Annotated in this window: 19 protein-coding genes; 7 read left to right on the forward strand and 12 right to left on the reverse strand. The window is 68.8% G+C overall.

What is annotated here, in order from left to right:
- Nucleotides 1-190 precede the first annotated feature (190 nt).
- Nucleotides 191-667, reverse strand: a complete 477-nt coding sequence (gene rpsI, locus HUW46_RS15325; RefSeq protein ID WP_215547918.1) for a 30S ribosomal protein S9 — start codon at nt 665-667, stop codon at nt 191-193.
- A 14-nt stretch (nt 668-681) separates the two neighbouring features.
- A complete protein-coding gene (rplM, locus tag HUW46_RS15330; RefSeq protein WP_215547919.1) occupies nt 682-1,134 on the reverse strand; it encodes a 50S ribosomal protein L13 in 453 nt (150 codons plus the stop codon).
- Nucleotides 1,135-1,366: 232 nt separating this feature from the next.
- On the opposite strand from rplM, the gene HUW46_RS15335 reads away from it, so the two are divergent.
- Together HUW46_RS15335 and HUW46_RS15340 are read left to right on the forward strand one after the other, a co-directional pair.
- Nucleotides 1,367-2,242, forward strand: a complete 876-nt coding sequence (locus HUW46_RS15335; RefSeq protein WP_215547920.1) for a hypothetical protein — start codon at nt 1,367-1,369, stop codon at nt 2,240-2,242.
- Nucleotides 2,243-2,764 carry a DUF4333 domain-containing protein gene (locus HUW46_RS15340; protein ID WP_215547921.1) on the forward strand — a complete coding sequence of 174 codons (522 nt, stop codon included), beginning with the start codon at nt 2,243-2,245 and terminating at the stop codon, nt 2,762-2,764.
- A gap of 74 nt (nt 2,765-2,838) precedes the next feature.
- Here HUW46_RS15340 and HUW46_RS15345 read toward each other — a convergent pair whose 3' ends face one another.
- From HUW46_RS15345 to eccCa, 5 genes are all read right to left on the reverse strand, one after another.
- Entirely contained in the window at nt 2,839-3,123 is a 285-nt protein-coding gene (locus tag HUW46_RS15345) for a WXG100 family type VII secretion target (RefSeq protein WP_215547922.1), read from the reverse strand.
- Between the two features lie 56 nt (nt 3,124-3,179).
- The gene (locus HUW46_RS15350) at nt 3,180-3,518 is read right to left on the reverse strand and encodes a WXG100 family type VII secretion target (protein ID WP_215547923.1); all 339 of its coding nucleotides are present in this window, start codon (nt 3,516-3,518) and stop codon (nt 3,180-3,182) included.
- 239 nt (nt 3,519-3,757) lie between these two features.
- On the reverse strand, nt 3,758-4,129 hold the full coding sequence (locus tag HUW46_RS15355) for a hypothetical protein (protein ID WP_215547924.1): 372 nt from the start codon (nt 4,127-4,129) through the stop codon (nt 3,758-3,760).
- 15 nt (nt 4,130-4,144) lie between these two features.
- Nucleotides 4,145-6,046, reverse strand: a complete 1,902-nt coding sequence (locus HUW46_RS15360) for a type VII secretion-associated protein (RefSeq protein WP_254126197.1) — start codon at nt 6,044-6,046, stop codon at nt 4,145-4,147.
- Between the two features lie 52 nt (nt 6,047-6,098).
- Entirely contained in the window at nt 6,099-10,112 is a 4,014-nt protein-coding gene (eccCa, locus tag HUW46_RS15365) for a type VII secretion protein EccCa (RefSeq protein WP_215547925.1), read from the reverse strand.
- Nucleotides 10,113-10,458: 346 nt separating this feature from the next.
- On the opposite strand from eccCa, the gene eccD reads away from it, so the two are divergent.
- Nucleotides 10,459-11,826, forward strand: a complete 1,368-nt coding sequence (eccD, locus tag HUW46_RS15370; RefSeq protein ID WP_215549890.1) for a type VII secretion integral membrane protein EccD — start codon at nt 10,459-10,461, stop codon at nt 11,824-11,826.
- An 8-nt stretch (nt 11,827-11,834) separates the two neighbouring features.
- The gene (locus HUW46_RS15375; RefSeq protein ID WP_215547926.1) at nt 11,835-13,484 is read left to right on the forward strand and encodes a type VII secretion-associated serine protease mycosin; all 1,650 of its coding nucleotides are present in this window, start codon (nt 11,835-11,837) and stop codon (nt 13,482-13,484) included.
- 153 nt (nt 13,485-13,637) lie between these two features.
- On the opposite strand, the gene HUW46_RS15380 is transcribed toward HUW46_RS15375, so the two are convergent.
- The 3 genes from HUW46_RS15380 to eccB all read right to left on the reverse strand — a co-directional run bounded on the left by HUW46_RS15380 (nt 13,638) and on the right by eccB (nt 16,676).
- Nucleotides 13,638-14,690, reverse strand: coding sequence for an endo-1,4-beta-glucanase (locus tag HUW46_RS15380; protein ID WP_215547927.1), 1,053 nt, complete (start codon nt 14,688-14,690; stop codon nt 13,638-13,640).
- Nucleotides 14,690-15,001: a hypothetical protein gene (locus tag HUW46_RS15385; RefSeq protein WP_215547928.1), complete on the reverse strand. Its 312-nt coding sequence runs from the start codon at nt 14,999-15,001 to the stop codon at nt 14,690-14,692. The genes HUW46_RS15380 and HUW46_RS15385 overlap by 1 nt, the downstream gene beginning before the upstream one ends.
- A 64-nt stretch (nt 15,002-15,065) precedes the next feature.
- Nucleotides 15,066-16,676: a type VII secretion protein EccB gene (gene eccB / locus HUW46_RS15390; protein WP_215547929.1), complete on the reverse strand. Its 1,611-nt coding sequence runs from the start codon at nt 16,674-16,676 to the stop codon at nt 15,066-15,068.
- Nucleotides 16,677-17,116: 440 nt separating this feature from the next.
- Between eccB and eccE the strand changes: the two genes are divergently transcribed.
- The 3 genes from eccE to HUW46_RS15405 all read left to right on the forward strand — a co-directional run bounded on the left by eccE (nt 17,117) and on the right by HUW46_RS15405 (nt 20,192).
- Complete coding sequence (eccE, locus tag HUW46_RS15395) at nt 17,117-18,352, forward strand: type VII secretion protein EccE (protein ID WP_215549891.1); 1,236 nt, start codon at nt 17,117-17,119, stop codon at nt 18,350-18,352.
- A complete protein-coding gene (locus HUW46_RS15400) occupies nt 18,349-19,071 on the forward strand; it encodes a hypothetical protein (protein ID WP_215547930.1) in 723 nt (240 codons plus the stop codon). The genes eccE and HUW46_RS15400 overlap by 4 nt, the downstream gene beginning before the upstream one ends.
- A gap of 203 nt (nt 19,072-19,274) precedes the next feature.
- Complete coding sequence (locus HUW46_RS15405) at nt 19,275-20,192, forward strand: endonuclease domain-containing protein (protein WP_215547931.1); 918 nt, start codon at nt 19,275-19,277, stop codon at nt 20,190-20,192.
- Here the strand turns inward: HUW46_RS15405 and truA are convergent.
- Nucleotides 20,189-21,019, reverse strand: a complete 831-nt coding sequence (gene truA, locus HUW46_RS15410; protein WP_215549892.1) for a tRNA pseudouridine(38-40) synthase TruA — start codon at nt 21,017-21,019, stop codon at nt 20,189-20,191. The two genes, HUW46_RS15405 and truA, sit on opposite strands and share 4 nt — an antisense overlap.
- A gap of 65 nt (nt 21,020-21,084) precedes the next feature.
- Nucleotides 21,085-21,798, reverse strand: a complete 714-nt coding sequence (gene rplQ, locus HUW46_RS49050; protein ID WP_215547932.1) for a 50S ribosomal protein L17, sunset domain variant — start codon at nt 21,796-21,798, stop codon at nt 21,085-21,087.
- Nucleotides 21,799-21,802: the final 4 nt, after the last annotated feature.

Here is a 21,802-nt window from a genome sequence, read left to right on the forward strand (position 1 = left end):
GATCCTCCTTGAACGAGCAACCCGAACAACCTAGCGACCCCGACGCCGCCCCACCCGGCGCCCCTACCGGACCGTCCCGGCCTGCAGTTAGCGGGCTAAACGTCGTCGGCGGGCAGCCGGGGGCGGAAAGCACGAGAGCGCCCACCCGAATGACGGATGAGCGCTCCCGAGGTTGCCTACCGGCAGGTAATCAGCGCTTGCTGTACTGCGGAGCCTTGCGGGCCTTCTTGAGGCCATACTTCTTCCGCTCCGTGGCGCGCGCGTCACGGGTGAGGAAGCCGGCCTTCTTCAGCGCGGGGCGGTCGTCCGCGTCGACCTCGACGAGCGCACGCGCGATCGCTAGGCGCAGCGCGCCGGCCTGACCGGAGATGCCGCCGCCGTGCAGGTTGCCGAAGATGTCGAACGACTCGGGCTTCTCGACGGTCACCAGCGGCTCACGGATGAGCTGCTGGTGCACCTTGTTCGGGAAGTACTGCTCAAGGCTCTTGCCGTTGAGCTTGAACTCGCCGGTACCGGGGACGAGCCGCACGCGAACGACGGCCTCCTTGCGGCGGCCGACCGTCTGGGCTGCGCCGCCCGCGGCCCGCGACGGCTTGGGGGCCGCCGGGGTCTCGCTGGTCACGACGGCCTCGGTCGTCTCGACGGCGTCGGTCTCGGTGCTGGTCACAGACTGTTCCTCACTCACTGCGCGACCTGCGCGATCTTGCTGAGCTCATGCGGCTGCGGCTGCTGGGCCGAGTGCGGGTGCTCGGGGCCTGCGTAGACCTTGAGCTTCTTCGCCTGGGCGCGGCCGAGCTTGTTCTTCGGCAGCATGCCCTTGACGACCTTCTCGAGCAGGCGCTCGGGCTTGGTGTCGAGCAGTTCGCCGAAGGAGCGCTTGCGCAGACCGCCGGGGTAGCCACTGTGCCGGTACGCGAACTTCTGCTCGCGCTTGTTACCGGTGAGAGCGACCTTCTCGGCGTTGACGATGATGACGAAGTCACCGGTGTCCACGTGCGGGGCATAAGTCGGCTTGTGCTTGCCGCGCAGCAGCGTGGCGACCTCGGTCGCGAGCCGGCCGAGCACGACATCCTCGGCGTCGATCACGTGCCAGGCACGAGTGACGTCGCCGGGCTTGGGGCTGTACGTGGGCAAGGGTCTACCTCGTCGTCAACATTGCGTGTGGGTTCTGTGCGGGCCTAGTGCTCTACGCACCGCGGCGCACAACGACATATGAAGATACCCGCCCGCTTCTCGCCGGTTCGAAGCGGGGGGTCCTGGCGAACCCCATACTAGTCTGCGACCGTTCGGCACACCACGACCTGCGGGTTCCACTAGCGTGCCGACCTGACGACAGTCACGGACGATCCCAGCGGCGAGGACCGGCATGAAGAAGCAACTGCGCACGCTCACCGCGCTCGGCGCGGTCCTCGCGCTGTGCGCGGCGTGCGGGCAGGCGAAGGCGGGCAGGGCGCTGCCCGACGGCGACCAGGCGGCGACCTACGTCAGCGCCAAGTTCCAGGACACGATGAACGCTCTGCACGAGACCCTGGGCAGGCAGAAGAACACCACCACGTCGTTCGACACCTACTTCCGCATCGACGACAAGTGGGCGCACAACACCGTGACCGCGGCGCGCCAGGGCACGCCGGAGAGCAAGATCACCCGGAACAAGTCGGTGAAGAAGCCCGACCAGTACCAGAACACCTACTCCCCGGCCAAGGACCCGTTGGACTACGTCGAGATCGGCCCGGGTTTCAAGGACGCGGCGCCGACCTCGTGGGTGTCGATGCCGAAGGCGAAGGTCACCGTGTCCTGCGGCTGGGGAGGCATCATCTCCGCCTGCCACATGACGCAGGCGGTCGCGTTGGCGTACAACGCCAACAAGAAAGTCGTGACCAAGGCGAAAAGCCTTCCCGGCGGGAAAACGGAACTGACCGCGGACGTCACGCTGGCGGCGTTCCTCGACGCGAAGGTCGAGCAGCTGCCGAGCTCCCTTTCGGCGCTGATCAGCGATGAAATGCGCAAGGAAGTCGTGCCCACCAAGGTCGTCATCAACGCCGACAACACCCTCGACCAGATCGTGATGGACGCGAAAATCGACAAGGGCGGCCACCACATCGAGTTGCACGAGGAATTCCACGTCACCGGCGCGGCATCCCCGAACGACTTCCCGGCGCTGCCAGATCCGGCGCAGATCACCGCGCTCCCGGACAAGGCCGCGGTCGACGCCTTCTACGACAAGCTGTCAGGTGGGAAGTAAATGAACCAGCCTCCGCAGCAGCCCGGATGGTGGCAGCCGCCCGCGCAGCCGCAACCGCAGCAGCCCTGGTCCCCGGGACCGGCGAGCCCGCCGCCTGGCCAGGGGTACTCCGGCCAGCCTCCCCAGCCTGGTTACGGAGGCGGGTTCCAGCCGTCGACCTCGGGTTATGGCGGCTTCGGCGCGTTCAACGAAGGCGCCGAGCCGTCGAAGCCGCGCTCGAAGAAACCGTTCGTCATCGGCGGTGCGGTCGCACTGGTCCTCGTATTGGCAGGCGCGGCGCTGCTGATCTTCAACCCGTTCAAGAGCGTGCTCGACCAGAACTCGCTGCAGGAAGGCGTCACCGCCGTACTGCACGAGTCCTACGGCGAAGGCGACGTGCGCGACGTGAACTGCCCCAGCGGCGAATCGGTGAGCACCGGCACTTCTTTCACCTGTTCCGTCACGGTCGCGGGCGCCGCAAAAACGGTTTCCGTGCGCGTTCTCAACGACAAGCCGGAATACGAAGTCGGCGCACCGAAGTAACGCAGCGAAAAATAGCGATGGCCCCGCTCATCGAGCGGGGCCATCGCTGATGCCGTGTCAGGGCAGCTCGGAAATCACATACCCGACATCAGGTTGGTGACGTCGTTTTCCGTGCCCTGGTAGCCGTCGGCGATCTGCGGCAGCGCAATCGCGATGCGGTTCAGCAGCGTGGACATCTCGCGGAAGTTCTTGTTCCAGTCACCCTGCAGAACGTGGTACTGCTCCTTCGCCTTACCGTCCCAGCTCTCCATCAGCTTCCCGATCTTCCCCTGAAGATCGGCGAACTCGTCCTGCAGGAACTTGTGCGTGTTGCTGCAGTCCGAAGCCGCCTGGTGGATGACTCCGTAGTCAACCTTCATCTGAGACATAAAAACCCTCCCGTAAGTAAAAGTAAGAACGTGCCGTTGAGCTGGAATCAGCCAAGGATGTTGGAGATCTCGGAGTGGTTAGCCACTGCCTTGAGCGCGTTCTGCTGGTCCTCTTCAGTCGCCTGGTACTTGGTACCGGACGTACCAAGCAATTCACCGATCTGGTTCAGGTTGTTGCTCAGCGCCTGGGCGTGCTGGTCGAAGCTGTTCATCATTTCGATGAAGATGCCGCTCGCCCCCTTCGGACCGCTGTCCCAGCCCGCGCGAGTCGCGTCGATCTCACCGCGAAGCTGCTTGAAGCGCCCATCCATGGCGATGTGAACCTGCGCGAGTTCCTTCTCGGTCTGCTTCAGCAGTTCGACATCACCGTGAAAGCCGTCAGCCATTGGGTGTGACCCCCTTCGTTTGTGGTTGCCCGTGCCGGTTTGTTTCGTACGGACCTACGACGAAGACCCTGCCATGGTCGGTTCCACCTTGTCGCGGGTTGCCCCCAAGTAGTTGCGAGAGTGAACGCGCTTCGAGGGAACCGCCGCTGACCAGGCAGTTTCACAAGCAAACACGGCAGGAAGCGACACGGCGAAACCCGTTGTGCCACAACATGTCCACCACATTCGCGCAGACGATCTCAATCACCGCGGACCATGATTCGCGCTTGCGAAAAGTCCTCGTCCTCTTCACTCTTTGGGGCGACTTGAGGCCGCGAACGCCGCTTCGGGGGAACCAGATCGGTGGCGTCCGGAAGATCGTGCACCGGCAAACCGGCGGCAACACGAAAGTTCTTCGCCGAATCCTTCACCCGTGTGGGTGTCGCATCGGTGGCGTGCCCGGCCAGTCGTCTGGCTCGGAACTCGGCGACCAGTTCCGCGTTCTCCGCGCGGTGGCGCGCATTGGCCGCCGATGCCTCACGGGAGACCCGGCGCGTGTAGGTGATGGCGTCTCGCACCCGCGACGCGTGCTCGCTCGCCGCGTCCCGCGGTGTGCCCGCGCTGCCGACCATCGGCTGTCACAATCCTCAGCTGGTGATTTCGAGGGTGCGCACGATCTCCTCACAGGCCGAGGCGACCCGTTCGCGTGGCACCACCCCGGCATACTGACAGCCGATGCTCACCTGCACAGTGCCTTTCGGCAAGACGTACCAGTCGGTGACGGCGCGCGGCTTCGTCTCCCGGTAGTACATGACGGCCTTGCCCGCGTAGCTGGCATCCGGGTTGAACTGCGAGTACTGCGGTTTCTGGGCGATGCCCGCGCGGAGCTGGTCGACGAACTGCGCCCGGTTCGCGGTCGCGTCGGAGACCAGCAGGAACTCCTGTACGGCGACGAGGTCGTCGGCCTGCTGCGCGTCGGCCGGTTTGAGCACCGACTGCCGGATCTGCACGTTGTCGTCGGTCTGGGCCCAGTCCGACGGGGCGACGAACTGGTAGTGGTACTGCGCGACCTGCCTGCCTTGTGCCTGCGACGAGTCGCCGCTCTTGCTGAGCACGATCGGCACCGTCACCGCGGCGGCGGCCACCACGAGCGCCGCGGCACCGATGAGCCACCACCGTTTCCTTCTTGTCGGCTTAGGCGGCTCTGGAGCCTGCGCGGGCGCCACCGGGTGAGGCGGCGGCAGCGGCACCAAAGGACGCCCCACCGGCCTCTGGCGCGCGACGTTTAGCCCGCTAAACGCAGGTCGCGCGGGGGGTGGGGGGTCGGTGGGGCGGACGACGGTGGTGGGGCGGTCCGGGTTCGAGCCGGGGGGCGCGGTGCCGCGGGGCGGGGTCCCGCGGGCGGGCGCCGGGTGGGCGGGCGCCGGGTGGGCGGGGTCGAGCTGGACGGCGCGGAGAGCGCCGCGGGCGACCACGGTCTCGGGCTGGTCCAGCGTGGTCGGCACCACGCCGGTGCGCTCGTGGACGAGCCTCGAAATCATCGGAACCCGGCTCGAACCACCGACCAGGAAGATCGCGGTCAACTGCCGCGGCCGCATACCCGCCTCATCGATCGCGGACACCGTGAGTTCGACGGCTCGCCCGAGTGGCGCGGCGATGAGCCGCTCCAGGTCTTCCCTGGTGACATGGGCGTCGGCGAACGGCGGCGGCATCGGCACGTCGGTGTAGGCGTGCCGCGACAAGGTCTCCTTGGCGCCGCGCACGTCCTGGTGGAGCACGCGGCGACGGCGACGGTCCGCGAGTTCCCTGCCGTCGACCAGCTGGCTCCACGCGCCGGGATCGGTCGCCGAGACCAGCGAGCCGACGTGTTCGAGCAGCGACTGGTCGATATCGGCTCCGCCGAAGCTCGGATCACCCCTGGTCGCCAGCACCTGGAACCCGCCACGAGACGTGCCGGAAGCGCGGCGGACCACGCTGACGTCCACGGTGCCGCCGCCGAGGTCCAGCACCGCGAGCGTGTCGCCCGGCGCACCGCTGAACTCGACCGTTCGTTCCTGGTTCACCTCGGTGGGCGCGAACGTGGCCGCGTGGTAGACGGCCGCGGCCACCGGCTCGGGCACCAGCGCGACCTGGTGCGCGAGCCCACCGGCGGCCTGCCGAAGGAGCCGGGTCCGGACCGCGCCCCAGTCCGCGGGATGGGTCAGCACCAGCAGGGAAACCTCGGCGCCGCCCGCGAGCCGTCGTGCCTCGCTGACAGCCCGGCTCAGCACCGCGCGGACCACGTCGGTCACGCGGAGGACCGTGTCACCGAGCAGCAGCTCGCCTTCGTCGATCCGGCGCTTCGGGTTCGGCTCGTACCGCGACGGGTCCATCGCGGCCTGGCGCTCCGCCTCCTGCCCGACGAACAGCGTGCCGTCGGCGGCGGCGTACACCGCCGAGGACATCAGCGGCTGCCCGTCCACCACGACGACCTGGGCGTCGCGGCCGTTGAGCGACGCGACCACGCAGGTGCTCGATGTCCCGAAGTCCACCGCTACCCGCAGTGTCACGCCCTACTCCCGCCGCTGTTCGCCCCTTCTTCGCACCATCGCCGGTTTCCCGTCAGTCGGGCTGAATCCACGAAACCTGGAGGAGCTGCTTGGACACCTTACGGCTGACCATGTGCCCCCGACCCGGTGGCATCGCACTGGGACGCACCGTGCCGAGCAGCACGCCTTCGTCCCTGGACCCGTTCATCACCATGCCGGGCGCCGCGATCTCCTTCATCTTCCCGAGGATCGGGTCGTACAGCGCGCGGGACGCGCCACCGGTGCGGCGGGCCGCGATCATGTGCAGGCCGACGTCCTTGGCCTGGGCCAGGTAGTCGCTGAGCGGGCGCAGCGGGTTGTTGGTCTGCGTCACCACGAGGTCGTAGTCGTCGACGATCACGAACAGCTCCGGCCCGGTCCACCAGGACCGGGTGCGCAGCTGCTCCGGCGTGACGTCGGGGCCGGGCAACCGCCGTGACATCGACCCCGCGATGTCGTTGATCATCGTCTCCAGCTGCTGGGCCGAAACCGCGTAGCCGAGCAGCTGGTCGCCTTCGACGAATCCGAGCATCGTGCGCCGGTAGTCGACGAGCACGATGACCGCTTCCTTGGAGGTGTACCGCTCCGTGATGCCGCGGGCGATCTGGCGGAGCAGGTTCGTCTTGCCCGACTCGCCGTCGCAGAACGCCATGAAATGCGGCTCCGCGTTGAAGTCCAGGTAGACGGGCGCGAGCTCTTCCTCGTCGACGCCGATCGGGATGAGCTTCGTGTTCCGCTTCTGGTCCATCGCCAGCACGTCTTCGTAGCTGATGAGCTCCGGCAGCAGGCGGACCTGCGGCGCGTGGCGGCCCTTCCAGGCTCCGCGGATCCTGGCCACCGCGTCACTGACACCGGCACCGATGTCGTTGGCGTCGCTGGACCCGTCGATCCGGGGCAGCCCGGTGAGCAGGTGCAGCTTGTCCCTGGTCAAGCCGCGGCCCGGCCGCCCTTCCGGCACGTTCACCGCGACCCTGCGGTCGATGTCGGATTCGGTCGGGTCACCGAGCCGGAGTTCGAACCGGGTACCGAGCATGTCCTTGATCGCGGGCCGGATGTCGGCCCACCGGTTCGCGGCGACGATCACGTGCACGCCGTAGGTGAGACCGCGCTGCGCGAGCATGGTGATCGTGGTCTCGAGCTCTTCGAAGTCGTCTCGGATGGCGCGCCAGCCGTCGACGATCAGGAACGCGTCGCCGAACGGGTCCTGGTCCGGCGTGATCTCGCCCCGGCGCTTCCGGTTGCGGAACTCGTTCATCGAGTCGATGCCCATCGCGCCGAACCGGCCTTCGCGCTCGTTCGCGAGCGAGTTGAGTTCGGCGACGATGCGGCGTGCCTTGTCCGGCTCACGACGGGCGACGGCGACGCCGCCGACGTGCGGCAGGTCCGCGAGCCCGGCGAGCGTGCCACCACCGAGGTCGACGCAGTAGAACTGCGCTTCCTCGGGGGTGTGGGTGAGCGCCATGGACATGATCAGCGTCCGCAGCATGGTGGACTTGCCGGACTGCGGCCCGCCGATCAGCACCGCGTGCCCCGAGGCACCGGAGAAGTCCGCCCAGAGCGGATCCCGCCGCTGTTCGTACGGCCGGTCGACGATGCCGAGCGGGATCTGCAGCCTGCCGTTCCCGAAGAACCCGACCGGGGAAAGACCCCTGTCCTCCGTCGGGTTGAGGTTGGGCAGCAGGGTGTCGAGCGAGCTCGGCTCGTTCAACGGAGGCAGCCACACCTCGTGCGCGGGCGGGCCCTGGCCGATCAGCCGGTTGACGATGACGTCGAGCTCGCTCGGCTCGACCGCCTCTTCCGGCTTTTCTTCCTTCTTGACCTCGATCTGCTCGGGCTCCGGTTCCGGCTCCGGCGGCAGCTCCACGAAGTCCGGCACGAACATCTGAGGCCGCTTGTCCGCCCTGACCACGCTGGCCACCGGGCCCGCGGCCTGGATCCCGGACGGCCGGTACGGACCGGAGACGTAGGACGCCTTGAACCGCACCATCGTCGAGGTGTCGTACTTGAGGTAGCCCGACCCCGGGATGGACGGCAGCTCGAACGCGTCCGGCACGCCGATCGCGGCGCGGGACTCGGCGGCGGAGAAGGTCTTGAGGCCGATCCGGTACGACAGGTGCGAGTCGAGGCCGCGGAGCTTGCCCTCTTCAAGCCGCTGAGACGCCAGGAGCATGTGCATCTGCAGCGACCGGCCGAGCCGCCCGATCGCGACGAACAGCTCGATGAAGTCCGGCTTCGCGGACAACAGCTCGGAGAACTCGTCGACGACGATGAACAGCGCGGGCAGCGGGTCGAGGTCGGCGCCGTTCTCCCGCGCCTTCTCGTACTCCCAGACGTTCTTGAAGTTGCCGCCGTTCTTCAGCGCCTCCTGGCGCCGGTTCATCTCACCGGCGAGCGCGTCCTTCATGCGGTCGACCAGGGTGACCTCGTCGGCGAGGTTGGTGATGACCGCGGAGACGTGCGGCGCGCTGTCGAGCCCGAGGAACGTCGCACCACCCTTGAAGTCGACCAACACGAAGTTGAGCGTGGTCGACGAGTGGGTGGCGAGCATGCCGAGCACGAGCGTCCGCAGGAACTCCGACTTACCGGAACCGGTCGCACCGATGCACAGGCCGTGCGGGCCCATGCCCTCCATCGCCGCTTCCTTGATGTCCAGCTCGACCTGCTGGCCGTACTCGCCGATGCCGAACGGCACGCGGTACCGGTCGCGGACCGGGCGCGGCCGCCATGCCTGCTGCACGTCGAAGGTCATCGGGTCGCCGGGGATGCCGAGCAGTTCGAGCAGCGTCGGGTTGGACAGCAGCGGTTCGTCCTCGCTGGCTTCCTGTGCCGCAGTGCCGACGCGGTACGGCGACAGCTTGCGGGCGAGCGCCTCCGCCTCGACCACGCTCAGCTTGTCCGGCCTGCCGAACCATTCGACGCCGCCGGCGCTGCGCGCGCCGAGCCGCTCCTCTTCGACCACCAGCCGCAGGCCACGGCGGGCGGCGAGGTTCCCGATGGAGTCGGACAGGTCGACGATGGTGACCCCGACCAGCCCCTCTTCGAGGATGATCTGTTCTTCCCTGGTCACTTCCGCGTCGTCCACGATGATCACGACGTGCGGCTGGTCCGGGGCGGGGGTCGCGTTGCGCGAGAACCGGGGGCGATCGCGGAGCTCCGCGTCGAGCCACTGCTCGATCTGCGCCAGCGAACCCGCCATCATGCGCAGCTGGCCGATGCCGTCGGCGAGCTCGGGGTGCTGGACGTGCGGCAGCCACTTCGCCCATTCCCACTCGTCCTTGGCCCTGCCCGCGGTGGCCACGGCGATCAGCACGTCGTCCGAGCTGTGGAACGTCACGAGCTGGGCCAGCATGGCGCGGGCGAGGCCGCGGGTCAGCTCGCGCTCGCCCTGCATGCTCACCGCGGCGAACCCGCGCAGCGTGATCTGGGTCGGCAGGTCCGGCACGATCGAGTGGGCGCGCACGAAACGGCGCAGCGCCAGCGTGGCGATCGGCTCGAGCTCGTCGACGGGGCCGGTCTGCGGCGGCACGAGCCGGGTGGCCAGCCGGTGCGAGCTGCGGCCGACGCGCAGGTGCAGGAAGTCCTGGTCGTTCTGGCGCCGCTCCCACATCCGCCTGCTGGCGGCCAGCGACCACAGCATCTGCGGGTCGGGGTGCACCCACTCGAGCGAGGCGCGCTGGTCGGCCATCGCCTCGCGCGCCCTGTCCCGCATCTGGCCGAGGTAGCGCAGGTAGTCCTTGCGGTCCTCGTTCATCTCGGCCTTCTTGGCACCGCCGCCCTTGCCGCCACCGGCCATCATGCCGCCCATCGAGGCGAGCATCATGATCGGCATCATCATGGTCATCGGGTTCTTCGCGGCCGCACCGCCGCCGATGAACATCACGCCGACCATGCCGAGGGTGGACAGGACCATCACGATGGGCAGCAGCTTCATCATGATGTTGCCCGGGATGGTGCGCGGTACCTCGGGCGGCGGCTCGAGGTGCACCTCACCGCCCGGCGGGCGCGGCGCAGCCAGGCGTGGCAACTTCTTGAACTGCAGCGTGCTCACCGGAAGAACCCCTCTTCAACTCGGCTGTGCGGACTGCCCGGTCCGCGGCCGGTCCACACGTTAGCGAACCAGGTGGGCCGCGCGCGGGAAGACCGCCCAACCGAGCCTGTTCCGGCGAACACGCACCATGGCGCCTCCGCGTCGTTGATACTAGGGCCGCCCACCGACAGGTCCGCGCCCGAGAAGGCCGTCGGCGGGCGCGACGGGCTCCACATCGCGGCCTGCCTTTGCCGGGCACGCGCGGGCGGGCGAAGATGTGGCCGCCGCAGTTCGGTATAAGTACCCGCAGGATTCTCTCCAGGTAGGGGGCAGGCACGTGGCGACGGGCACGACGGTATTCAGCAGGGTGACGGTGGTGGCCCCACGCACCCGGATCGACGTGGCGCTTCCCGCCGACGTCGCGGTCGCCGACCTGCTGCCGATGCTGCTGGACATGGCGAAGGAAGCCACACCGGACGGCGGCGCGCGGCACGGCGGCTGGGCGCTCGCCAAGCTCGGCGACGCCCCGCTGGACCCGAGCCGCACCCTCGCCTCGCTCGGCATCGTCGACGGCGAGCTGCTGCAGCTGCGCCGCCGCAACGAGAACCCGCCGCCTCCGCTCTACGACGACGTCGTCGACGCGATCGCCGAATCGGACCCGGACAGCTTCCGGCCGTGGACGAAGGAAACAGCGAGGAAGATCGGGCACATCGCGGGCGGGCTCGCGCTCGTGTTCGCGGCGCTGGCCCTGTTCATGGGCGGTTCGCTCTACGGCGGCAGCGCGGTCGCGTCCGCGGTGGCCGGTGGCGTCGGTGCCATCGCCTGCCTCGCGATCGGCGCGACGCTCGCGAAGGCCTATCAAATGGAAGCGACCGGGGTCGTCGTCGCGGCCGCGGGCGGGTTGCCGTTCGCCTTCGTCGCGGGCTTCTACAGCGTGCCCGGCCTGTCCATGCGTGCGAACCTCCTCCTCGCCTGCGGCTTGCTGGTGATCCTCGCCGGTGTCGCGATCCTCGTGATGGGCTCGGGCATCACCACGTTCATCGCGGCGGCGACCGCCGGGGTCATCGGGGTGATCGCGTTCGGCGTCGCGACCTTGATCGCGCATCCCGCGGCCGGGATCGCGGCTGGCACGACCGCGGTGGCGCTGGGCTGCATCTCGATCCTGCCGAGGGCGACCATCTGGCTGGCGAAGCTGCCGCTGCCGCACGTGCCGGGCAGCGCCGAGGAGCTCAAGGAAGATTCCGGCTTCCCGGACTACACGGCCATCGAGCGCCGCACGAACACCGCGCACAACTACATGACCGGGCTCCTGATCGGCTGCGGTGTCGCGGCCGCGCTGTCCGCGATCATCGCGTCGAGCTCCTCGAGCGTGTTCGGGATCATCATGGGCGTCGTCGCGACGCTCGTGCTGCTGCTGCGCGGGCGCGCCTACGCCAACGGCAGCCAGGCGATCGCGCTGCTCGCCACCGGCATGCTGGCCGCGGCGGGCATCATGGTGAACTGGCTGTTCACCCAGGACACGTTCGGCAGGCTGCTGTGGGTGTTCGGGTCGCTCGTGCTCATCGCGGCCGCCGCGCTCGTGGTCGGTGTCGTCTTCCCGAACCAGCGTTTCTCGCCGCCGCTGCGGCGTACCGTCGAGATCATCGAGGCCGTGTGCATCGCGACCGTCCTCCCGCTCGCGCTCGCGGTGATGGACCTGTACTCGACGCTGCGGCACATCAACCTCGGCAACTGAGCAAGGGCATGCCAGCTACGCGCTACAGCAAGGGGGCGCGCGTGCGTTCATTGAAGGTTCCCGGCCGGGTCACGGCCGCCACGCTCGCGGCGACCGTCGCAGTGCTCGGTCCCGGCCTCACCCCGGTGACCGCCGAGGCACAGCCGTCGAACTCCGGAACGTGGAAGCCGCCGCCGCTGTCCGGCACGGCGCCGCCCGACGACGGCGGCGGACACGGTCCCATCGCGTACGAGAAGTCGAAGGAATGCGTCAAGCGGAAGCTCGGTGCATCCGTCCAGGTGCAGAACGCGCCGTGGGGGCAGGACTACCTCCAGATCAGGCAGGCGCAGCAGCTCGCCGTGGCCAAGCGGGGCAGCGCGGGCGGCGGCATCAGGGTCGCGGTGATCGACACCGGCGTCCGGGCGCATCCCGGTCTCGCCGACCGGCTCGAACCGGGCGGCGACTACGTCACCCCGACCGGTGACGGCACCGAGGACTGCGACGGGCACGGAACCGAGGTCGCCGGCATCATCGCCGGGAAGACCGGCCCCGACATCGGGTTCACGGGTGTCGCGCCGGACGCGCACATCGTCACGATCCGGCAGTCGAGCCAGAACTACAAGAAACCGGACAAGACGGCCGCGCCCCCTGCTCCTCCTTCGACGGGGACGCCGCCTCCGGGCGGTTCCGGCCAGCCGCAGCCCCCGTCGCAGTCGCAGCTACCGCCGAGTCAGAGCGGCGGAGGTCCCGCCGCCGAGGGCACCGGGCCGCAGCAACAGGGTGGCGGCGGCGGGCGTCAGCAGGGCGACGGCGAAGGCAGCGCCGGGACCGTGGACACCTTGGCGATGGCGGTGCGGCACGCGGCCGATTCCGCCAACATGGTCGGCGGCGTGATCAACATGTCGGTCGACAACTGCCGTCCTTCGTTCAACGGCGCCATCACCCCTGGCGAGCGCAAGCTGCAGGCCGCGATCCACTACGCCGTGGCCGAGAAGAACATCGTGGTGGTGGCCGCGGCGGGCAACAAGTCCGAAGGGTGCCCGCAGAACGACCAGGCGGACCCGAACCAGCCGAAGACCATCGTGACGCCGCCGTGGTTCAACAACGAGGTGCTCTCCGTCGGCGCGATCGACAGCACCGGCGGGATCGCCGACTTCAGTATCAGGGGCCCCTGGGTGAGTGTCGCGGCGCCCGGCACCGACATCATCTCGCTCGACCCCGCGGAAGGCTCGTCGGAACTGGCCAACCAGACCATCGAGAACGGCAAGGAACAGACGATCCAGGGCACCAGCTTCGCCGCCCCGTACGTTTCGGGCGTGGTGGCGCTGGTGCGGGCGCAGTTCCCCAACCTCACCGCCGCGCAGGTGATGCACCGGATCACGAGCACCGCGCAGCACCCCGGCGCGAACGGGGGGCGGGACAACTTCGTCGGCTACGGGGTGGTGAACCCGATCGCCGCGCTGACCGCGATCGTGCCCGAGGAGGAGGGCATCACGCTGCCGGGCAACCCACCGCCGGACAACAGCCTGCCCGAGCTGCCGACGAAGAACTGGACTCCGATGGTGGTCGCGCTGGCGGGCACCGGCGGCGGACTCGTCGCCCTGCTCATCACCCTCTTCGTGGTGCACACGATCCGACGGAACCGCCCCGAAGGCAGCAGCACCCAAAACCCCGCGTAACGGTTCCACGCTGCGTTTAGCGGGCTAAACGTTCCAAGGCTCCTGCCTGGGGCCCGGAGCGTTTAGCCCGCTAACTGCGTCGAGGGCCTCCTGCCGGAACGAGAACGCCTGAGGGCACGCTCACAACGTTTAGCCCGCTAACTGCAGGCCCGGTCAGTCCTTGCCGATGACGGGTGGGGCGACCCGTTCCGGTTTCCCGAAGAGCTCCTTCGGATCGGTCTGCGGCCGGGCGTTCCCCTTCCGCTGCCGTTCGGCGCCCGCCTGCCCGAGCCCGCCCATCCCCATCGGCACCATGCCCATCATCGGTGCGCCCTGCGCTCCCCGCGGCTGCCCCTGGGGAGCCGCCTCGACCTCGGGGACGGCGACACCGGGCGCGTGTTCCGCGGGCGGCACCGCGGCCGTCTGGTGCCCGACACCGGCGTCGCCGTGATCGGGTGATTCGTGGGCCGCCGAGGCCAAGGTCGCGCCGTCCGCGCTCGTATCGTCTTCGGTCCAGTCGTACATCGTCAGATGCCCGCCGACGACGCCCGCACTCGAATCCCGCTCCCCGGCCGCTGGCGGCTTGGGCTGGGGCCGTGTTTCCCCGAGCACGAACCGTTCGTCGGGATACCGGTGGGCGAGGTCGATCCCGGCGCCGGTCGTCCTGCCGTCTTCGACGCCGGCACAGAATTCGGCGAAGCCGTCGAGTACATCACTCATGGAGTCGTGCAGCTGCTTGGCTGCTTGCCTCGCAGCTACCAGCTGCTTCCGCGCCCGTTCTTCCCCGCCGACCGGCAGGCTGGCCGATTCGGACACGACCGCGGCGGTGTCGATCATGAGGTCGGTCAGGTCACGGCCGATCTGCGAGAGCCCAGTCGCCAGTTCGTCGAGTGCGTCCGCCATCGAGTCGAAGACGTCTTCGACCGCGCCGCCCGCGAGGGTGATCTCGCGAACGTATGCGACGAATGCGTCCGCGTTCGCTCCCTCCCACACCGCGTCCAGCGAGCCGAGCGGCTCGTCTACATCGGTCGCGGCCTGCCCGGCGATCTCCCCCGCGGCGCGCCATCGTCGCGCCTCAGCGCGGAGGTCCGACCACTGCCCGAGCACGGGATCGAAGTACTGCTCCACGATGTCCGTGGTGCCGAGCTGGGACGCGAGTTCGGACAGGTACGTCAGGTGCCCGCCGGCTTCGGACCGCAGCTCGTCCCCGTTCGTCGTCACGGTCATCAGGCGTCCTTGATCTTCTTGAGCTTCGCTGCCGCGTCGGCGTCACCTTCGGCCTGGCTGGCGGCGACGACGTGGAGCGTGTCGGATGCCGACTCGAGTGCCTGGGCGCCCGCGTTCAGCTGAGCGAGCAGCGCGCTGGCCGCGCGGGAGTAGGCGCCGACGACGTTTTGCCCGCTAACTGCGCCGAACGTGCCCGTCGTGAGGCTGCCGTCGGTGAAGGCGGATCGAGCCTCGACGAGCCGATCCGACGCCGACCGCATCGTCTGCGCGTACGCGGCCACGCCGTCCGCGTCCATTTTGAAGCCGGCCACGGCATGCCCCTTCCCACTCAAGGTGCAGGGTTCGACGACGACGAGCCGCCCGCGGTTCCCGGTCCTAGTTCCCGGGTTGCCCGCCCTGCGCCTGCGGCTGCTGCGTCGGGAACTCCCCGGCCCTCGGATCGACCGGCACGGAGTCGTAGTTGCGCCGGACATCGGTCGTGTTGAGCGATGCCCCCGTCGGCAGCAGCCGGATGATGGCATCCGGGGCGGGCCGCGGGTTGTCCAGTCCGAGACCGGTCGCGGTCGGGAGGTCCGGCACGCCGTACCGGAGGCCGCGGTCCGAGATCAGGCTGATCGGGCCGGTCGTGAAAGACGCCTTCGACGTCGCGGAACGCACCACCGCGGCACGACCGGGCGGCATGTAGAAGTGGTCGATCTTCAGGCCGTCCGGGCTCTGCTGCCGGATGTTGAGCACCTGGTTCTGGTCCTTCGGCCCCGGCATGTCGGAGCTGACGTACACAGCCGTGTGCGCGTCTTCGTTCGCGGTGCCCGGGTTCACGATGTTCCAGCCGAGGCAGCTCACCGGGCTGCCCTTACCCGCGTCGAGCACGGTCGGGATGCTCTGCGGCATGTTCTCGACCTTGAGCGCGCCGGGGTCCTCGGCACGCACCTGCGGGACCCTGCTGACGTTTTCCGGGCTTTCCTGCGGCATTTGGCCTCGCGAGCTGGGGCTCCGCTCGGCCCGGATCATCGCGGCGGTCGCCTGCGACACCTCCTGGATGCCGCTCTTCAGGATCGCGTAGAAGACGGGCTGGTTTCCTCGCGAGGTTTCGAAGACGTCGCCGGTCTGAAGGCCGCCGAGGTCGAAGCTGCTGGTGGCACCCGCGCCCGCGATGTCCGGCGGGGTCAGCATTTCCACCTCGGGGATGGCGTTGAGCATGCCCATCGAGATGTGGCGGCCCTTCTTGGGCAGCCCGAGCGCGGCGGTCACCGACGGCTTGTTGGGATCGATCTGGGCGCGCACCGCGTTGGCGTTCGGCCGGTTCGGGTTATAGGGCAGCCGGTAGATGAGGTAGTTCGCCCCGTTGTCACCCGTGACCATCAACGCTTCGTTCGTGCCGAGCTCGGTACCCAGCTTCGGCACACCCGCGAACACGGTGGTCTCGGTCGTCGCCTTTTCGGCCGCGGTCTGCGGCGGGAGCGTGGGGTCGATGATCGTCTTGTCGCAGATCGCCCAGTCGTCGGAGATCCGCTGGTCCTTGTTCGGCAGCAACTGGGGCGCGTCGACGATCCCGGTCAACCGGCCGCGCGGGATGTCCTTGAGCTGCTCGTCGGAGATCACGGTCGGCTGCACAGCACTGCCGCTCGCCTGCGCGCCGCCACCCTTGTTCTGTTGCGCCATCAGGTAGAGCCGCGCGGACGCGAGGTTAAAGGTAGGGACGAGCGTCTTGGGGTTACCGGCCACGACGTAGACCGCGCCGGATTCCTTGCCGATCACGATGTTGCCGCCGTCCGGCACCGCAGGGGACGCGCTGAAGAACCCGACGACGATGAACGCGATCATGCCGAGCGCCGCCAGGATGACGCCGACGATCGTCGCCCGTGTGTGCGTCCGCATCGGGTCGTGCAGCATCACGGCGTCCCTGCGTACCAGCGCGGACTGCATGCGGCGCAGAACGAACTGATAAGCCTGGACTTGAGACTTGGTTGTCGGTGTTGACGGCATTCTCGACCTACAGCTCTCCCAGTCGCGGTACGGTTCCGCAGGATAGCCGTACGGGGACCGTCTGGTGTGGGTTTCTACCAAGCCGAGTTAGGGTCTGGTACCTCGGGACCGGCTTTCGGGGTATGCAGCACATCACGAGGGGAAGAAACGCGCGGATGTCCGTCACCACTCCTCCACGTCCACCAGGTCCACCTGGGGCTCAGCCGCCCGGCAGGCCGGGCCAACCGCCCCGGCACGGGAGACCTGGCGGCCCCGTGGGCGGTCCCGGCGGACCGGGGCCACGCGGTCCCGGCGGCCGCGGTGGTGGTCCTGGCGGGCCGGGGGGACCCGGTGGCCCCAACGGTCCTGGTGGCCCTGGCGGTCCCGGTGGCCCGGGAGGCCCTGGCGGTCCGCCACCTGGTCAGCCGCCCGCGTCTGGTCCTCCGCAGCCGCCCGCCGCGATCGCCCCGCCGTCGCGTCGCCGGAACGAGGGCACCAAACTCGGCCCGCTGCCGGTCGTCAACCTGGTCGTGCTCGAAGTCGGTCTCGCGATCGGCCTGATCCTGCTCGCGATCAACCAGTCGCTGCTGTACGTCGGGATCGGCGTGCTCGTGGTGGCGCTCGTGATCGCGATTCTGCGCTGGCGCGGGAAATGGTTCACCCAATGGGTTGGACTTACCGCGCGCTACACCTTCCGGACGCACGAGCGTGTGGCGAACCCCGCCCCGCCCGCGAGCCTCGAGACGATCGCGGCGGAGGAAGACTCCGTCACGGGTCCCGATGATGCGCGCGTCAATCTGCTGCGCCTGGTCGTGCCCGATCTCGTCGTCGCGCACGGGATCGACCACGAACGCCAGCAGGTCGGCCTCGCCTGGCACGAAGGCACCTGGACCGCCGTGCTCCTCGTCGAACCCGCACCCGGCCTGATCACCCAGGCGGGCGGGGCGCCGAGCCTGCCGCTTTCGGCTCTGGCGCCGTGTCTCGAGGATCGAGGCGTCGTCCTCGACTCCATCCAGATGATCTGGCACTGCTACCCCGGCAGCGCTGCGCTGCCGTCGGACTCGCCTGCGTTGAGTTCGTACATGGAGGTGCTGGGGCCCCTGCCCGCGGCCGCGCGCCGCACCACGTGGATCGCCGTGCGCCTCGATCCGCGTCGCTGCGCGGAAGCGATCCGGGAACGCGGTGGCGGCGTGGTCGGCGCGCACCGCGCGCTGATCGGCGCACTGTCCCGGGTGCGGAACGCCCTGGAATCCCGTGGTGTGCCCACCCGTCCGCTGGACCCGGACGAGTTGCTCCGCGCCGGGATCTCCGCCGCCGAGCTGACCGCGGTGGCCGGTTCCAACTCCAAGGTGGGGCTGCAGGAGCACTGGACGAGCGTAACTTCCGCGGGCATCGGCCACGCGAGTTACGCGATCACCAGCTGGCCGAAGGGCAAGATCACCAACACGCTCAACGCATTGACCAGTGTGCGGGCGCTCTCGTCGACCGTCGCGATGTCGATCTCGCCGTCTGAGGACGAAGGGCAGATCGGGCTGCGCGGTGTCGTCAGGATGAGCGCGCGCAACCCGCGTGAGCTCGAAGCGGCGGACGAGCGGTTGACCGGTATCTCCAGCCGCGTCGGGGTCACGCTGACCCCGCTGCGGGGGCTTCAGATCGACGGGCTTGCGGCGACGCTGCCGATGGGAGGGACGGCATGACCTCGCGGCTTCGAGACGCCGGGCACAACGTCGGCGTAGCACCTGAGTTTACAGTGGACCCCAGCCTCCTCGACGCGATCAGCCCCTCGGGTGACCGGGGCGGGATCGTGCTCGGATCGGGTCTCAAGGGCGAACCGCTGACGATTTCGGCCCTTCGGTCGGCTCCGACCAGGATCGTGCTGGTCGGCGGTCTGTACCTGGCACGACAGGTCGCGCTCCGGGCGATGGCCGTCGGCGCCTGGGTGGTCATCGCGACCGGGCGCCCTGCCGCGTGGCAGATGCTGCCGAAGGCGGCGGGTGCGCAACAGGGCGGGAAGCCGTCCCCGCTCGTGCAGATCCGGCGCCTGTCCCCCGTCGAACTGCCGAGACCCTCGGAGGACGCACCTCTGCTCGTCGTGACCGACGGCGGGCCCACACCGCAGGACCTGTTCCCGCCGCGGTCGCCGTGGCAGACGACGGTCTACGTGCTGCCCTACCTCCATCCACAGGCAGCGGCGACGGCGAACGCCGCGGACATGGTCCTGATGCAACGCCTCCCGGCCGGCCAAGCGGAGCTGGCCGCACGGATCTGGCGGCTCCCGCCGCAGATGATGCGCCAGCTGACGACGTTGAAGGATGACCAGGTCGTCGCGCTCGGACGGAACCTGTGGCGCCCATTGCGCCTGGTCACCACCCCCAAGGAGCAGCAACTCCTAGGCCCAGTACGCCGAGGCGACTAGGTCCCTTGCGCGTTTAGCGGGCTAAACGCGCTAGCTCGCCCGCCCGGTACGTTTAGCCCGCTAAACGTACCGGGGTGGTCGGTGCCGCGGGCGTGTGCTGCGGCGCGACCGAATCTGTGGATAAGTGTGCGGGCTGTGGATAACTTGGGGCGCCACGAGCTCTGAAGCGTCGGACTGTCGGTGCGGGTCGCGACGGTCGAGCCATGTCTGATTCCAGCGTCACCGGCACCCCTGAGCTGCCGGAAGTGTTTCGAGGATCGTGGGCGCGACGTACCGGGCTGCTCACGGCCGGCGAGCTGCGCGGCCCCAAGGTACGGCGGCTGTTCCAGGATGCCTACGCCCGCGCGGACGTCGTCGTGACCCACGAGCTGAGATGTCGCGCCGCGGCGCTGATCGTGCCGCGGCAGGCGGTGCTCACTGGCCGGTCCGCCGCCACCGTGCGCGGCGTCGATCTGGCGAAACCGTACGATCCTGTCGAGTTCGTGGTTCCGGAGAAGTATCGATTCGGCCCGATCGACGGCATCCACGTCCGGCGGACCGCAGTAGGCCGTCGTCAGTCTCGGCACTGGCAGGGCATTCGCATCGCCAGACCCGCGCGCATCGCGCTCGACCTGGTGCTGCGGCTATCGCCGCGTAAACGCAGCTGGGCACGCCGCCTACGCCAGGGTGTGCCCGATCTTGACGCGTTCCTGCGCGCGGTGCACGTCCCGCTCCGCACCCTGGTGGCGATGTTCTTCTGCCGTCGCAACCGCGGTATCCGCTTGGCCCGAGAGGCACTTCAGATGGTGGATCTGCGCGCCGAATCCCGACCGGAGTCCGAGACCAGGGTGATCCTGGACCTTGCCGACTACGACCCGACACCCCAGCACCCAGTTCCCGTCGGGCGACGCCACTATCGACTCGACCTCGCGCTCAAGCGCTACAAGATCGGGATCGAATACGACGGGATCTGGCACAACGCGCCTGAACAGCAACAACGTGACCGGGAACGACGTGCCGCCATCATCGCCGAGGGCTGGGCGGTGATCACCCTCACGCGCGATCACCTCGCCGGGGATCATCGCCACATCCTCGAACTCGTCCAGCAAGCCATCGACGCGCGGGCGACGACGCGGGCCTAAAAGGAGCTGCGGACGTTCCGGGTCTGATCGGCACGCGCGGCCAGTTCGGCATCGGGGGGATAATCCACACCCACCAGGGTGAGACCGTGAGCTGGGGCCACGGCGCTTTCTCGCACGCCCTTTTCCAGTACTTCCACCGGCCATGCGGCGCCTCGCCTGCCGTCCCCCGCGAGCAGCAACGCACCGACCAGACTCCGGACCATCGAATGGCAGAACGCGTCCGCCGAAACCGCGGCGCGGATCAGGTGGTCGTCGACTCGCTGCCATTCCAGACGCTGCAATTCACGGATGGTCGTGCCTCCCTCGCGCTGCTTGCAGAAAGCGGCGAAGTCGTGCAGGCCGAGTAGGTCCTCGGAGGCCTGGTTCAACACGTCGACGGACAGCGGAAGGCCCCAGGCCAGGGTGTCGTTGCGCCGCAACGGATCGACTCCCCACGGCGCATCGGACACCTGGTACCGATAATGCCGCCGTGTTGCGGAAAAACGCGCGTCGAAACCGCTCGGGGCGACGCGCGCGCCCAAAACGCGAACATCTGCGGGCAGAATGCGGTTCCAGCGGTGCCGCATCCTGGTGAGGTCAGGGATGCCCTGGTCATCCACCGCCAACATCGAGGACGTTTTGCCCGCTAAAGGCGCGACGTCGACGTGGAGGACTTGGGCGGTGGCGTGGACGCCGGCATCGGTGCGGCCGGCGACGACGACGGATTTCGGGACGGCGGCGCCGGGAGGCTGCTTCGCCAGCGCGTCTTCCACGACGCCCTGCACGGTCCGGCGGCCCGGTTGGCGCGCCCAGCCCGAGAAGTCCGTGCCGTCGTAGCTGACGTCCAGGCGCAAGCGAACGAGCCCGCCCTCCCCAAGGGGAGCGGCGGGCTCGTTCGGAGTGTGCTCAGCCGTCAGGACTCGTCCTTGGCGTCCTGCTGCGACGGCGGAAGCGAGAAGCCAGCGGCCTCGGCTGCCTCGGTCGTCGCGAACCACACCTCGGCCACGGTCTGGCCGTAGTGCGGGCTGTCCGGCGTGTGGTACAGCTTCGAGCCAGCGTTGCCCTTGATCGGGAAGCCTTCCGGCTGCGAACCGTCCTCCAGCGGGGCGTGGCTGCCCTCGCCGAACGGAGCGTCCTCGGTCGAAGCGCTCTCCTCGACCTCGACCGCCTCAGCGGTCTCGGTGGCCTCGGTCGCCGTCGGGGCAGCGGCCTTCGGCTCGTCCTTCGCGAACTTCGTGCTCCGCGCGGCTTCCGCCTCGGAGGTCACGGTCTTCTCCGACACCAGTTCGATGACCGCCATCGGGGCGTTGTCGCCCTTGCGCGGCAGCGTCTTGGTGATCCGGACGTAGCCGCCGGGACGGTCCACGAAGAACGGGCCGATCTCGGCGATCAGCTTGTGCACGACCGCCTTGTCGCGGATGACCCGCTGGATCTGGCGGCGGTTGTGCAGGTCGCCCCGCTTCGCCTTGGTGATGATCTTCTCGGCCAGCGGACGCATCCGCCGGGCCTTCGCCTCGGTGGTGGTGATCTTGCCGTGCTCGAACAGCGACGTGGCGAGGTTCGCCAGCATCATCCGCTCATGCGCGGCGGACCCGCCGAGACGGGGACCCTTAGTGGGGGTGGGCATCGAT

The sequence above is a fragment of the Amycolatopsis sp. CA-230715 genome, assembly GCF_018736145.1.
GTDB lineage: Bacteria > Actinomycetota > Actinomycetes > Mycobacteriales > Pseudonocardiaceae > Amycolatopsis.